Origin of the sequence: Alishewanella sp. WH16-1 (genome assembly GCF_001441695.1) — a bacterium.
In the GTDB taxonomy this organism is placed as follows: Bacteria; Pseudomonadota; Gammaproteobacteria; order Enterobacterales; family Alteromonadaceae; genus Alishewanella; species Alishewanella agri.
The window spans coordinates 1-13,836 of sequence record NZ_LCWL01000125.1 but is presented as its reverse complement, the minus strand read 5'-3'; the positions used below and the strand labels follow the sequence as shown (position 1 = coordinate 13,836).

Annotated in this window: 16 protein-coding genes; 8 read left to right on the top strand and 8 right to left on the bottom strand. The window is 51.5% G+C overall.

The window, feature by feature from the left end:
• The first annotated feature begins 2 nt into the window (after positions 1-2).
• Positions 3-1,454: a TrkH family potassium uptake protein gene (locus AAY72_RS13500; RefSeq protein ID WP_008985051.1), complete on the top strand. Its 1,452-nt coding sequence runs from the start codon at positions 3-5 to the stop codon at positions 1,452-1,454.
• Here AAY72_RS13500 and trkA read toward each other — a convergent pair.
• From trkA to def, 4 genes are read right to left on the bottom strand one after another with little or no spacing between them, the layout of a single operon-like run.
• The gene (gene trkA, locus AAY72_RS13495) at positions 1,451-2,827 is read right to left on the bottom strand and encodes a Trk system potassium transporter TrkA (RefSeq protein ID WP_008985052.1); all 1,377 of its coding nucleotides are present in this window, start codon (positions 2,825-2,827) and stop codon (positions 1,451-1,453) included. The two genes, AAY72_RS13500 and trkA, sit on opposite strands and share 4 nt — an antisense overlap.
• 12 nt (positions 2,828-2,839) lie before the next feature.
• Complete coding sequence (gene rsmB, locus AAY72_RS13490; RefSeq protein ID WP_057788185.1) at positions 2,840-4,132, bottom strand: 16S rRNA (cytosine(967)-C(5))-methyltransferase RsmB; 1,293 nt, start codon at positions 4,130-4,132, stop codon at positions 2,840-2,842.
• A complete protein-coding gene (gene fmt / locus AAY72_RS13485) occupies positions 4,129-5,070 on the bottom strand; it encodes a methionyl-tRNA formyltransferase (RefSeq protein ID WP_057788183.1) in 942 nt (313 codons plus the stop codon). Before fmt ends, rsmB begins: the two co-directional genes overlap by 4 nt.
• A gap of 12 nt (positions 5,071-5,082) precedes the next feature.
• Positions 5,083-5,598 (bottom strand): peptide deformylase, encoded by a 516-nt coding sequence (def, locus tag AAY72_RS13480; RefSeq protein ID WP_057788258.1) that lies wholly within the window; start codon positions 5,596-5,598, stop codon positions 5,083-5,085.
• Between the two features lie 122 nt (positions 5,599-5,720).
• On the opposite strand from def, the gene AAY72_RS13475 reads away from it, so the two are divergent.
• From AAY72_RS13475 to AAY72_RS13460, 4 genes are read left to right on the top strand one after another with little or no spacing between them, the layout of a single operon-like run.
• A complete protein-coding gene (locus tag AAY72_RS13475) occupies positions 5,721-6,830 on the top strand; it encodes a LysM peptidoglycan-binding domain-containing protein (RefSeq protein ID WP_008985056.1) in 1,110 nt (369 codons plus the stop codon).
• A 27-nt stretch (positions 6,831-6,857) separates the two neighbouring features.
• Positions 6,858-7,940, top strand: coding sequence for a DNA-processing protein DprA (gene dprA, locus AAY72_RS13470; protein ID WP_057788182.1), 1,083 nt, complete (start codon positions 6,858-6,860; stop codon positions 7,938-7,940).
• 2 nt (positions 7,941-7,942) lie between these two features.
• Positions 7,943-8,416, top strand: a complete 474-nt coding sequence (locus tag AAY72_RS13465; RefSeq protein WP_057788180.1) for a DUF494 family protein — start codon at positions 7,943-7,945, stop codon at positions 8,414-8,416.
• A gap of 43 nt (positions 8,417-8,459) precedes the next feature.
• Complete coding sequence (locus tag AAY72_RS13460; protein ID WP_057788178.1) at positions 8,460-8,999, top strand: type I DNA topoisomerase; 540 nt, start codon at positions 8,460-8,462, stop codon at positions 8,997-8,999.
• A gap of 21 nt (positions 9,000-9,020) precedes the next feature.
• Here AAY72_RS13460 and AAY72_RS13455 read toward each other — a convergent pair whose 3' ends face one another.
• Both AAY72_RS13455 and purE read right to left on the bottom strand, forming a co-directional pair.
• Positions 9,021-10,151: a 5-(carboxyamino)imidazole ribonucleotide synthase gene (locus tag AAY72_RS13455; RefSeq protein ID WP_057788176.1), complete on the bottom strand. Its 1,131-nt coding sequence runs from the start codon at positions 10,149-10,151 to the stop codon at positions 9,021-9,023.
• Positions 10,148-10,639: a 5-(carboxyamino)imidazole ribonucleotide mutase gene (gene purE / locus AAY72_RS13450; RefSeq protein WP_008606148.1), complete on the bottom strand. Its 492-nt coding sequence runs from the start codon at positions 10,637-10,639 to the stop codon at positions 10,148-10,150. Before purE ends, AAY72_RS13455 begins: the two co-directional genes overlap by 4 nt.
• Before the next feature lie 134 nt (positions 10,640-10,773).
• On the opposite strand from purE, the gene hemF reads away from it, so the two are divergent.
• Positions 10,774-11,703: an oxygen-dependent coproporphyrinogen oxidase gene (gene hemF / locus AAY72_RS13445; RefSeq protein WP_057788174.1), complete on the top strand. Its 930-nt coding sequence runs from the start codon at positions 10,774-10,776 to the stop codon at positions 11,701-11,703.
• Here hemF and AAY72_RS13440 read toward each other — a convergent pair.
• A complete protein-coding gene (locus AAY72_RS13440; protein WP_057788256.1) occupies positions 11,700-12,125 on the bottom strand; it encodes a group II truncated hemoglobin in 426 nt (141 codons plus the stop codon). The genes hemF and AAY72_RS13440 overlap by 4 nt on opposite strands.
• 31 nt (positions 12,126-12,156) lie before the next feature.
• Here AAY72_RS13440 and aroE point away from each other — a divergent pair, with 31 nt between their 5' ends.
• Both aroE and AAY72_RS13430 read left to right on the top strand, forming a co-directional pair.
• Positions 12,157-12,972: a shikimate dehydrogenase gene (aroE, locus tag AAY72_RS13435; RefSeq protein WP_082628993.1), complete on the top strand. Its 816-nt coding sequence runs from the start codon at positions 12,157-12,159 to the stop codon at positions 12,970-12,972.
• The gene (locus AAY72_RS13430; RefSeq protein ID WP_057788170.1) at positions 12,969-13,217 is read left to right on the top strand and encodes a DUF1488 family protein; all 249 of its coding nucleotides are present in this window, start codon (positions 12,969-12,971) and stop codon (positions 13,215-13,217) included. Before aroE ends, AAY72_RS13430 begins: the two co-directional genes overlap by 4 nt.
• Positions 13,218-13,229: 12 nt before the next feature.
• On the opposite strand, the gene AAY72_RS13425 is transcribed toward AAY72_RS13430, so the two are convergent.
• Positions 13,230-13,760: a gamma carbonic anhydrase family protein gene (locus AAY72_RS13425; protein WP_057788254.1), complete on the bottom strand. Its 531-nt coding sequence runs from the start codon at positions 13,758-13,760 to the stop codon at positions 13,230-13,232.
• Between the last annotated feature and the right edge of the window lie 76 nt (positions 13,761-13,836).

Here is a 13,836-nt window from a genome sequence, read left to right as displayed (position 1 = left end):
CTATGCAATATCGTTCGATAATCCGGATCCTGGGGATGCTGATTGCCATCTTCAGCATCACTATGGTGCCGCCGGCCTTGGTGGCATATTGGTACCAGGATGGCGCTGGCGTGCCTTTTATTCTGTCTTTTCTGTTATGTTTGTTAAGTGGTTTCCTGATTTGGTACCCCAACCGCCAGTATCGGGCTGAATTAAAAGTCCGTGATGGCTTTTTAATTGTGGTGTTGTTCTGGATTGTATTGGGAGCAGTCGGGGCTATTCCGCTGGTGTTGGCAGAAAGGCCCAATATGAATTTGGCCTCAGCGATGTTTGAGGCGTTTTCCGGCCTGACCACAACCGGCGCTACCGTACTCACCGGCATTGAGTTACTCCCTAAAGCAATTTTGTATTACCGGCAGCAGCTGCAATGGCTGGGCGGTATGGGTATTATCGTCTTAGCTGTAGCTATTCTGCCGCTATTGGGTGTTGGTGGTATGCAACTATACCGGGCGGAAACACCGGGTCCGGTGAAAGATAACAAGATGACACCACGGATTGCCGATACCGCCAAACATCTGTGGTATATCTATCTGGCGCTAACGCTGGCCTGTGCACTGGCGTTTTATCTGGCCGGAATGTCATGGTTTGATGCGATTTGTCACGCGTTTTCGACGGTGGCTATTGGCGGCTTCTCAACCTACGACGCCAGCATCGGTCATTTTGATAGTGGCTTGATTAATACCATCTGCATTGTGTTTCTGCTGATCAGTGCGGTGAACTTTCCGCTGCATTTTGCTGCTATCCGCGGTAAGAGTGTGGCAACCTACTTTCGTGATCCGGAGTTTAAAACCTTTCTTGGCATTCAGGCGGCGCTGATTTTGATCTGCTTTTTGGTACTGTTGCATACCAGCGTGTATCCGGATGGTTTGACAGCACTAAATCATGCGGCCTTTCAAGCGGTTTCTATTTCTACCACCGCTGGCTTTGCCACTGACAGTTTCGCGGCCTGGCCGCTGTTCTTGCCGATATTGTTGATTTTCTCCAGCTTTATTGGTGGTTGTGCCGGCTCTACCGGGGGCGGTATGAAGGTGGTACGGGTGTTGTTGCTATTTAAGCAAGGGGTGCGAGAACTTAACCGCTTGATTCATCCACGGGCGATGTATGCCATTAAACTTGGCCGGCGGCCGGTTGAAGATCGCATTGTGCAGGCGGTTTGGGGCTTTTTTGCCGCCTATGCGCTGGTGTTTGTCGTGATTATGCTAGCGCTGATTTTTACCGGCCTGGATAATATTACTGCTTTTTCAGCAACCGCGGCTTGCCTGAATAACCTGGGACCGGGCCTGGGCGAAGTGGCCGCCCATTTTGGCAATATTCCGGATGCCAGCAAGTGGATCCTGATTATTGCCATGGTGTTTGGCCGACTGGAGATCTTTACTTTACTGGTACTCTTTACGCCGGTGTTCTGGAAAGATTAGATAAAAATCGCGCTGACTTGGAAAAGCTTTTCCACTTCAACGATATGTTTCTTATCGACCATAAACAAGATGATATGGTCGTCAGTTTCGATGCGGGTGCTGTCATGCGCAATCAGTACCTCATCACTTCTGACGATGGCGCCGATGGTGGTACCAGGCGGTAAGCGGATTTCGCCTATGGTTTTGCCAACAACTTTACTGGTACTGCTGTCACCGTGGGCAATCGCCTCTATAGCCTCTGCAGCGCCGCGGCGTAGTGAGTACACATTAACAATGTCACCGCGGCGGATATGGGTTAACAGTGCTGAGATAGTCGCTTGCTGCGGCGAGATGGCGATATCGACCTCGCCGCCTTGCAATAAATCAACATAAGCGCCACGTTTAATCAGTACCATGGTTTTTTGCGCACCCATCCGTTTGGCCAACATCGCCGACATGATGTTGGCTTCATCGTCGTTAGTTACTGCGATAAAAACGTCAATTTGCTCAATATTTTCCTCTTCCAGTAGCTCCGGATCTGATACATCACCGACATAAACCACCGTATTATCCAGTCCACTGGAGAGAAATTCAGCGCGCTCTTTGCTGCGCTCAATTAACTTGACGCTATGGGTTTTTTCCAGTGCCCGTGCCAGGCCATAGCCAACGTTACCGCCACCGGCAATCATAATCCGGCGATAGCTGCGCTCCAGTTTTTGCAACTCACTCATCACGGCGCGGATATGCTTGGTCGCGGCAACAAAAAATACCTCGTCGTCGGCTTCGATAATAGTGGTGCCAAGCGGCTTAATCGCCGTACCGCGCCGATAAATAGCCGCAACCCGGGTTTCAATATGTGGCATGTGCTCCTTTAAGGTAGATAACGCATGACCCACTAACAGGCCGCCATAATAGGCTTTTACGGCGACCAGGCTGACTTTACCTTCAGCAAATTCCACCACTTGCAGCGCGCCTGGGTAGTCGATCAAACGCCGGATATAGTTGGTCACCAGCGCTTCCGGTGCAATAAAGTGGTCGACTGGCATATCATCTTTATGAAATAGCTGATCGCGGTATTTTAGATACTGGTTGGTACGGATGCGGGCGATTTTCAGAGGGGTATTAAAGATACTGTAGGCAACCTGACAAGCGACGATATTCACTTCATCGCTGCTGGTTACTGCAACCACCATATCCGCATCTTCAGCGCCGGCTTTACGTAAAATATCCGGATGTGAGCCGTGGCCGTAAACTACCTGTAAGTCGAAGCGATCCTGCAGGGCTCGCAATTTATCCAGGTTGGTATCGACAATAGTAATGTCGTTCTGCTCACCCACCAGGTTTTCTGCCAGGGTTGCACCCACTTGTCCGGCGCCGAGAATGATAATTTTCATGCTGGTACTCTGTTAGGCTGCTTTATGTAGCAAGGCATAGAAAAAACCGTCCATATCCTGCTCGCCGGGTAAAATCTGCCAGCTATTGACGCCCAGTTCCGGTAAAGATAGCAAGCTGGCATCACTTTGCTGCGCCAGGAACTGTTGTAATTGCTCGCTATTTTCCGCCGGTAATACGCTACAGGTTGCATACAGTAAGGTGCCACCAGGTTTCAGTAACTGCCAGGCGCATTGCAGGATCTGCTGCTGTAACACCGTTAGCGGCGCGATATCGGTTTTTTTTCGTAACCAACGAATATCCGGATGGCGACGGATCACCCCGGTTGCGGAGCAGGGCACATCCAATAAAATCCGATCGAATAATTCGCCTTGCCACCAACTGGCGGTATCCAGCACATCAGCGGCAACAACGCGCGCACTCAGCTTTAAGCGCTCCAAGTTTTCAGTAACCCGTTGTAAACGGGTTGCGTCACGATCTAACGCGGTTAACTGAAGTGCCGGCGCCAGCTCCAGTAAATGGCAGGTTTTGCCCCCGGGGGCACTGCAAGCATCCAATACCCGCTCGCTCGCTTGCGGTGCCAGGAAGAAGGCAGCATGTTGCGCTGCGGCATCCTGCACTGAAAACCAACCCTCAGCATAACCAGGCAAGGTAGTGATATCGCAGGCTTGTTCCAGCTTAATGGCAACCGGCAAATAAGCAAAAGGCTGGCTGGCAGCAATACCTGCCTCATCTAAGGCTTTCAGATACGCATCGGGACTGATTTGCTGCTGGTTAACTCTAAGCCACAGCGGTGCTTTTTGCTGGTTTGCGGTGAAGATCGTCTGCCATTGTTCAGGATAAGCCTGTTGCAGTTCGTTAATCAGCCAGCCCGGATGATTAAACTGCACCGCACTGCTGGCCTGACAAAAATCAAATAGTTCTGGCTTGCGCTGCACATTGCGCAGCACCGCATTAATCAGTTTAGTCAGATTCTGACCTTTTAACAGCCGTGCTGCTTCCACCGTTTCACTGATAGCGGCATGATCCGGAATCCGTAAAAACTTCAGCTGATAGATGCCTACATAAATCAGAAATTGCAGTGGTCGCAGCTGTTTAATCAGCGGTTTATCCATCAGCTGCTGACACACCGTTTCTAATTGCGGCAGCTGGCGCATCACGCCAAAACAGATTTCCTGCAACAGCGCTTTATCCGGTGCAAACGGCAGTTTTTGCTGGCCTTTCGGCAGTGCCTCGGATAACGACTTACCCTGATCAATCACCTGATAACAGATCTCTGCTGCCAGGGCGCGTAACTGGGCACTCATAATTGCTGACCTACGGCCAGCCAATCAGCCCGGCCATTCAGAAAATCTGCCGCGCTCATTGGCTTTTTACCCGGAGGCTGGAGTTGGGTGATTTGTAGCACCTGATGCTGACAGGCGATATAGATCCCTGTTTTATCCGTTCTCAGAATAGTTCCTGCTGCACCAGATAAGCTCTGGTTAACTTGGGCCTGCCAAACTTTGACCATGCCTTGCGGTAATTCGAGATAGCTGACTGGCCAGGGATTAAAAGCGCGAATTTCCCGCTCAAGTGCGGCGGCATCTTTATTAAAGTTGAGCTTGGCTTCATCTTTACTGAGCTTTTCAGCATAGTTCGCCAGTTTTTCGTCCTGCGCTTCGGCCTGTTGCTGCAGTGCAGGCAGATCGGCTATTGCGGACAGTAGCGCCTGTGGCCCCAACTCGGCTAACGTCTGATACAGGCTGGCACTGGTGTCAGTGGCTAAAATAGGACAGCGGACTTTACTGAGCATAGCGCCGGTATCTAAACCTTCATCCATCTGCATAATGGTGATACCGGTTTCACTGTCGCCAGCCCAAAGTGCGCGTTGGATTGGCGCTGCACCACGCCAGCGTGGTAATAGCGAGCCGTGGACATTAATACAGCCCAGCTTAGGTGTATCCAGCACGATCTTGGGCAGAATCAGGCCGTAGGCGACAACAATCATTAAATCCGCATTCAGTGCTGCCAACTCTTGTTGGGCGGCGGCTTTTTTTAACGATTTTGGCTGATAAACCGGGATTTGATGTTGTAACGCCAGTTGTTTGACCGGGCTGGGCTGCAGCTTTTGGCCGCGGCCGGCTGGCCGGTCCGGTTGAGTATAAACAGCAACGATATGATGTGAGCTAGCGAGTAACGCCTGTAAATGACAGGCGGCGAAATCCGGCGTACCGGCAAAAATAATACGTAAAGGCGTGGTCACTTTGAGTCCTGTTTACAGCGCGTGGCGCTCAGCCAGTTTGGCTTCTTTTTCCAGTTTCTTGCGGATCCGATCCCGTTTTAACGGTGACAGATAATCGATAAACAGCTTACCGATTAAATGATCCAGTTCGTGCTGTAAACAGATCGCCAATAAGCCGTCGGCTTGTAACTCAAACCAGTTACCGTCGATATCCTGAGCTTTGACTGTAACGTTTTTCGCCCGTGATACCGAAGCATAGTTTTGCGGCACCGACAAACAGCCTTCCTCATAGCTGGTCTCGCCATCATGGGCGATGATTTCCGGGTTAATAAAGACCTGCGGCTGATTGCGATCTTCTGACAAATCAATGACGACAACACGCAGATGCACATTAACTTGCGTAGCGGCTAAACCGATACCGTTTTCATCGTACATGGTTTCCAGCATGTCTTTGACCAGCTGACGAATTTCAGCGTTAACCTCTGCCACTGGCTTAGCAATGGTGCGTAAACGCTCATCCGGAAAATGTAATACTTTTAAAACTGCCATAACACCTACAAAATATGCTTTAATTAGTTCGCTGTGGTATGTTTTAATTTTAGCCATTATTGCGCTTTAATAACAGCTTAGCGTGTAATTAATAAAAACAGTATAAAGTTAAGGATGCGGGCATGCTGAAAAAAATAACACTGACACTGGCGGCCTTGTTATGCTGGTTTTCTGCAGCGGTAACAGCGGATGTGTTGCAGGTGCGCCCCGATGCGCCGGCAACTTACACCGTGAAACAGGGTGATACGCTGTGGGATATTTCCGGGATCTATCTTGATCAGCCCTGGCGTTGGCCGGAATTATGGCAAATGAACCCGCAGGTCGACAATCCGCATCTGATCTATCCGGGCGATGTATTAACCCTAACCTTTGATAGCCAGGGTCGCCCGCGTTTAGCACTAAGTAGTAAAAAGGCAATGCGCCTTACGCCACAAGGTCGCACTATCCATAAAAATCCCGATGCGATTGCAACTTTACCATTGGGCATTATCCGGCCCTTCTTAACTTACGACCAGGCGCTATCTGAGCAGCAGATTGATGCCTTACCCTATATCCTGGGCAGTGATACCGTAGCGAAGAGCGCCAACGATACCAGCCGGCTCTACGTTAATAGCCAGCTTATTGAAGGAGCCGCTTATGCGGTATACCGTCCGGGCCGCAGCTATGTCGATCCGGACAGTGGCGAAATATTAGGCTTTGAAACTCGCTTAATCGCGACCGCGCGCGCGGTGAGAGCGGGTTCGGCGGGCAGCGAAACCCAACAAATGATCCCGGCGTCTTTGGACGTGCTGTCGGTGGTGCGTGAAATTCGTCAGGGCGATAAAATCATCCCGGCTTACGAGCAACAAATGCTGCCTGCGCAGTTTATTATGACAAAACCCGAAACAGATATCGTTGGTCGCATCATTGCTAGTACGTCAGATTTACGTGAGTTTGCCCGAATGGACGTCGTGGTACTTAATCAGGGGCAAGAGCAACTGCGTGCCGGCCATATGTTAGGTATTTACCGCCAGTCTCCGTCAGTGGTCGACAGTGGTACGAAACCGGTCTATCTCGAGGATGCCAGTAAATTACAGAAAGTGATGCGTGACTTTGGCGGTAGAGTGTTAGACATGCCGCAGGAGAAAGTTGGAGAGTTAATGGTCTTTAAAGTGGCAGAAAAAGTCAGTTTTGCCATCGTAACCCAAACCGAGCGGCCGATTCGGGTCGGAGATATCGTCAGTAATTTGTAGTAGTTCTAACCAGGGAGCCAGCATGCGATGGATTCGTTGCAACACTGGCTTGCGGTAGCGAGTGTACATGGTCTTGATGGTCATCGCCTTCGTGAGCTAACCCAACATATCGACCTTGCAGCCTTAACCAGATTACCTGCAAGCACCCTGCAACAACTGGGCTTAACAGCGAAACAAGCCCAGTTGCTTTGTTATCAAAGCCAACCCTGGGTCGAACAAGCGCTGCAGTGGCAAGCTGAAAGCCCACAGCATCACTTACTTAGCTTCGATGATCCCCGTTATCCTCTGCTGTTAAAAGAAACGCCGCATCCACCGGCTGTGCTCTTTGTGAAGGGCGATGCTGAGCTGTTACAACAGGCACAAATTGCGATGGTCGGCAGTCGCTCACCGACACCGGGTGGCCGGCAAATTGCCCGCCAGTTTGCGGCTGAACTCAGTACGCAGGGGATGGTGATTACCAGCGGCATGGCACAGGGAATTGATAGTGAGAGTCATCTGGGGGCACTGGAGGCGGGTGGCAAGACTATAGCGGTACTGGGTCATGGCCTGCGGCAAATCTATCCGGTAGGCAATCGGGCGCTGGCCGGCAGAATAGTGCAGCACGGAGCCTTAGTCAGTGAGTATTTTCCGGATGTACGCGCCCGGGCAGAGTTTTTTCCGCAGCGTAACCGCATTGTCGTCGGGCTAAGTACTGGTACCCTGGTGGTGGAGGCGGCGCTGCGCAGCGGTTCCTTAATCAGTGCCCATCTGGCGGTACAGTACAACCGCGAAGTCTTTGCCGTGCCTGGCGCCTTGTTTAATACTCAGGCCGCTGGTTGCCATTATCTGATCCAACAGGGTGCTAAACTTGTCACCTCCGTGGCCGATATCCTGGAAGAGCGGGCGCTGTTTGCCGATAACGGTTTAGCCAAAACGGAAAAAAATCCTGAAATCAGCTTGTCTGAACAGCAGTTGTTAGCTAACGTAGGAGATGAGCCTATTGCCACTGATCAGTTGGCAGAACGCTCCGGCATGTCAGTAACAGACGTATCCATTGCCTTGCTGCAACTAGAACTTGCAGGCAGGGTAGCAGTAGTCCCCGGTGGTTACATAAGAGTGAGGAGTGCCTGAAGATGTTTGATATCCTCGTTTATCTGTTCGAAAATTACATCCACAACGAAGCCGATGTTTATGTGAACCATGCGGATCTGACCAAAGAGCTCAGTAAAGCCGGTTTTCACGATGATGATATTTTCCGTGCGCTGAAGTGGCTGGACCGCCTGTCAGCGTTGCAGGAAAATCATATCAAGCCCTATCTGACCAAGGCGGTCAGTACTGCTACCCGGATTTATACGGTAGAAGAATATCGGAAAATCGATACTGCCGGTCAGGGTTTCCTGATGTTTCTGGAGCAAATCAATGTGCTGGATGCGACCACCCGGGAAATGGTGATCGATCGGGTCATGGATTTGGATGCTGCCAGTATCAGTCTGGAAGATTTAAAGTGGGTAGTGCTGATGGTGCTGTTCAATGTACCAGGTAAAGAAACTGCCTACGCCCAGATGGAAGATTTAATCTTTGACGAAGTGGACGGCCCGCTGCATTAAGCTAAGGCACCACTTTACGCTTATCTAGAGATCATATAGACGGATGTCTGATCATAACCCGCTGTTTCAGTTACCACAGCACGCCGAACCCTGCCCGCAATGCGGGCAGCCTTTAGTTATTCGCTCCGGTAAAAGCGGCCCTTTTCTGGGCTGTAGCAGTTATCCGGCCTGCGACTATCTGAAGCCATTACATCAGCATGATAATACGGTGGTCAAGATCCTGCAGGATGAACCCTGCCCGGAATGTGCCGCGCCGCTGGCGGTGAAGCACGGCCGTTATGGCATGTTTATCGGTTGTACCCGTTACCCGGATTGCCATTTTGTGGTACACGAAGAAGCGTCAGCCAGTAGCAGCATTGCTTGTCCGCAGTGCCAGCAAGGTCAGTTAACAGAGCGGCTGAGCAAGTTTGGTAAAACCTTTTGGGGCTGTAACCGTTATCCGGATTGCCGCTTTCTGGTCAATGATGCGCCGCAGCTTGGAACTTGTCAGTTCTGTCAGTTTCCACTGTTACTGCAAAAGAAAAGCGGCCTGTATTGTGCCGCTAAAGCTTGTCAGAAAAAGCAGCCGGCAAAGGCTAACTAGAGCACCATCTGGTGCTCTCGGCTATAGCTGCTGTAGCATCTGTTCCAGTTCGGGGAAGGTGGCGGCGGGTAGCAGGTCAATCAGCTGGGCGAAGCGGGCCTTTAACTCTGCGGTGCTGTTGGCAGATAAATTAATATGTCCCATTTTACGCCCGGCGCGCTTGGTTTTACCGTACCAGTGTAAGCCCAGCGCCGGTAGTTCGAGGATACTGTTCGGGACCTGGTCTTCACCAAGGATATTAACCATCAGCGTAGGCCGGATCAAAGCCGTACTGCCCAATGGCAAACCACACGCGGCCCGTAAATGATTCGCGAACTGGCAACAGTCAGCGCCTTGCTGTGTCCAGTGGCCGGAGTTATGCACCCGCGGTGCCAGTTCATTGACCAGCAGCTTACCCTGTACATCGAAGAACTCGATAGCCAACACCCCAACATAGTTCAGTTGCTCGGCGACGGCGGTAAACATTTGCTCCGCTTGCTGTTGTAGTGCGGTGTCTAGCGGGCGAGCCAGCGACACACTGAGTACGCCATTAACATGGTGGTTCTCTGTCAGCGGATAAACCTTGATCTCGCCATGGCGGTTCCGGGCACCGACCAGTGAGACTTCACGGTCAAAACGAATAAACTGCTCGGCAACTATGGCCTGCTGCGGATCCGCTGCTAAGAACGCCGCCAATTCTTGCCATAATGCCGGCGCGGCTGCCGCGTCTTTTAACCGCCATTGTCCCTTGCCATCGTAGCCGGCCAGCGCACTTTTAAATACCAGTGGCAAACCCAATTGCGCGATAGCGGCGTTAAAGTCCGTTTCGTTATTGATCACAGTAAAGGCACTGGTTGCGACACCCGCGGTTTGTAACAGGCTTTTTTCCAGCCGGCGATCGCCGCCAACCTGAATGGCCTGCGCACCGGGTAAAAACTTACCGCTTTGCTGGCATTGTGCTAACACCGGCAGTGGAATGTGCTCAAATTCAGCCGTCACGACATCGGCGTCGGCCAGCGCTTGTGCCAAACCATTACCCAGTAATTGCTGGGTCAATGGATGCACGATATTGTCGCTGTTCACATCATAAGCACTGATGCTGATATTCAGCGGCGCACCGGCCAGCGCCATCATCCGGGCCAGCTGCCCGGCGCCTAAAACTAATACTTTCATAGGGCAACCTGTGCTGGATCCGGTTGGCTTAATACGCTTTCGGTTTGGGCGGCGCGGAAGGCATCAATTTGCTGCATTAAGGCCGCGTCTGAGGTGGCAAGAATTTGCGCCGCTAGCAAGCCAGCATTGGCAGCACCGGCTTCGCCGATGGCCAGGGTGCCGACTGCAACACCTTTGGGCATCTGGACTATTGATAGCAGCGAATCAATGCCTTTTAAGGCTTTCGATTGCACCGGCACACCCAGTACCGGCAGGCTGGTAAAAGCAGCGGCCATACCCGGCAGATGTGCCGCGCCGCCGGCACCGGCAATAATCACTTTTAAACCGCGGCTGGCGGCTGAGCTGGCATACTCGGCCAGCAGTTGTGGTGTACGGTGTGCGGAAACCACCCGGGTTTCATAGGCAATACCAAACCGGTCCAGCATATCTGCTGCGAGTTTCATGGTAGGCCAATCAGACGTTGAACCCATGATAATACCAACCTGCATAGTGGTTTCCTTCTCTGTACGTAATGAACATCGGGCCGTAAAGCGGTATTATACCCGTCATCGGCAACTGAAGAAAATTTTTAGTACAGCAGCGCTGCCAGACAGCCCGCTGACTTAGACAGTCAGGAGTATTGATGCAACCCTATCAACCCCAGTTAGCGCAGGTGCAGGCATTCTTAATGGCGCTGCAGGATCAGATTTGCCAACAATTACAGCAGGCTGACGGTGGCGCGGCCTTTGTAGAAGATGCCTGGCAGCGGGCAGAGGGGGGCGGTGGTCGCAGCCGTGTCCTCACCGGAGGCAAGGTCTTTGAGCAGGCAGGGGTGAATTACTCGCACGTTTTTGGCGCGCAGATGCCCGCCTCGGCCACAGCGCACCGACCGGAGCTGGCCGGGCGTAATTTCAATGCCTGCGGCGTATCCTTGGTGATCCACCCGCATAACCCTTATCTGCCAACCACGCATGCCAATGTCAGGTTTTTTATTGCCGAAAAGGAAGGCGCTGAGCCAGTGTGGTGGTTCGGCGGAGGCTTTGACCTGACGCCCTATTATCCATTTGAAGAAGATGTGATTCATTGGCATCAAACGGCGAAACAGGCCGTGGATCCCTTTGGCACTAATTACTACCCAGACTACAAGAAATGGTGTGATAACTATTTCTATCTCAAACACCGCGGCGAAACCCGTGGTGTCGGTGGCTTGTTTTTTGATGATTTAAATGCGCCGGGTTTTGAGCAAAGCTTTACCTTAATGCGAGCGGTCGGCGAGGCGTTCTGCCAGGCTTACTTACCTATAGTGGCTAAGCGCAAAGACATCCCCTATGGCGAGCGCGAGCGGCAGTTCCAGCTTTACCGGCGCGGCCGTTATGTCGAATTTAATCTGGTATATGACCGTGGCACCCTGTTTGGCTTACAAAGTGGTGGCCGTACCGAGTCGATTTTAATGTCGATGCCGCCGCTGGTGCGTTGGCAATATGGTTATCAGCCGGAACCGGGCAGCCCGGAAGCATTACTCTACGAACGCTATTTAAAACCGCAGGATTGGTTGCAAATTCTGACCAACTAACAGTTAATCATATGGCTCGCCAGTTGCCCCAGTGACTGGCGAATGCCATCACGCAGCATTTTGTTTTCTACCACCTCATCTAACGCTTGCTCCATACAGAACATCCACTGATCTCTGAGTTGCTGATTTACAGTAAAGGGTAGGTGGCGGGCACGTAGCCGCGGATGGCCATATTTCTGCTCAAACAGGGCAGGGCCGCCAAGCCAGCCGGATAAGAATTCAAAAAATTTTTGCCGGATACCATCCAGCGGCAGCGGATGGATGGCGTACAACTCTTTGGCTTCCGGTGCGGTTGCCATAATATCGTAAAAGCGATCTGCCAGCGCCCGCACTGCCGTTTCCCCTCCCATTAGCTGGTAAGGGGTTTGCCCGGGTGTCGGATGTGCCGTATTATCCTGATTGCTGGTTTTTTTACTGAACATTTGGACTAACTTTTTAAAAGGCATAAATAAAGTGGACCGTTACGCTGTGTTTGGAAATCCGATAGGGCATTCAAAATCACCCTTTATCCACCGCCTGTTCGCACAGCAAACGGCAGAGTCGATGCAATACGAGGCCATTCTAGCACCAGTCGACGACTTTGCCGAACACTGGCGCGCTTTTGTGGCAGCTGGCGGAAAGGGCGGCAATGTTACCGTGCCTTTTAAAGAACAAGCATTTCAGCTGGCTGAACAGTTAACCGCAAGAGCCAGCGCAGCCGGTGCCGTCAATACCCTATACTTTGACTCAAGCGGCCAACTATGGGGCGATAATACCGATGGTATTGGCCTGGTGACGGATCTGCAGCGGCTTGGCATAACGCTAAAGGCAAAGCGGGTGCTGTTACTGGGCGCCGGTGGTGCCAGTCGTGGTGTAATAGGTCCGCTATTGGCGGCTGGTGTCAGTGAGGTGATCCTCGCCAATCGTACAGTCGAAAAAGCGCAGGCTATCGCAGCGAGCTTCCCGGGAAAGGTCATAGCTTGTGCCTTAACGGCGATCCCAGACCTTGCGTATCAACTGATCATTAATGCTACCTCATCTGGGTTAACCGGTGCACGTCCTGAGTTAGCTGCGCAGCACCTGGCCAGCTGTGAGTTGGCTTATGATATGTTGTACGGTAAGACGCCGACCCCGTTCTTAGTTTGGTGTCAGCAGCAGGGCGTACCAAAGATTGCTGATGGTCTGGGTATGTTGGTCGGGCAAGCAGCGGAAGCGTTTCGGATCTGGCGTGGCAAGCTACCGGAGGTGACGCCGGTACTGCAGGCGTTAAGCGCGGAACTCGGGCGATGAATCAACAGTTAATTTTCAACAATGACTTTTCGATTGCCGGCAACGCAGCGGCTATTAGCTTTAGTTGCCTGGTGGCGGGACTAAAAGTCCGCTGCTTTATTCCGATACCTTCGACACTGAGCGCCGCGGATTTTTTGCAGCAAGTGCAGGCCGATAGCTTTTGTTGGGAAGATTTAGCAGAGGCCGCGATTGCTGCAGATACATTTAGTAGTGCCGGTGAGATCTGGCTAACCGGCAACGATTAATCTCGGTATGAGCTAGCCAGCCAGGTACTCGTTTTTTAGTTGCACATAATTGCTGGCAGATTCTTTTAAAAATGCTTTCTCATTATCATTAAGCGGACGTGCCTGTTTTACCGGGCTGCCAACATACAGATAACCACTTTGTAGTCTTTTACCTGGTGGTACTAAACTACCGGCACCGATAATGACATCATCTTCGACAATAACGTCATCCATCACGATAGCACCCATACCAATCAAAATGCGGTTACCCAGGGTACATCCATGCAGCATCACCTTATGGCCTACGGTAACATCTTCACCAATAATAAGCGGCGAACCTTCCGGCTTGCCGTTGCTCGGCCTGGATAAATGTAATACTGAACCGTCCTGCACATTAGTGCGGGCGCCAATCCGGATATAGTTAACATCCCCCCGCGCAACAACTAATGGCCAGATACTGACATCTTTAGCCAACACGATATCGCCAACCAGTACGCTTGACTCATCCACATAAACGCCTTCTGCCAGGGTCGGCAATACACCTTTATAAGCTCTTATTGTCATCATTTCCTCCAGTGCTGCGTTATTATGCAGTAAATGTTCTAAAAAAGCGCTTTTCGCTGCATTTTTCTGCGAACGA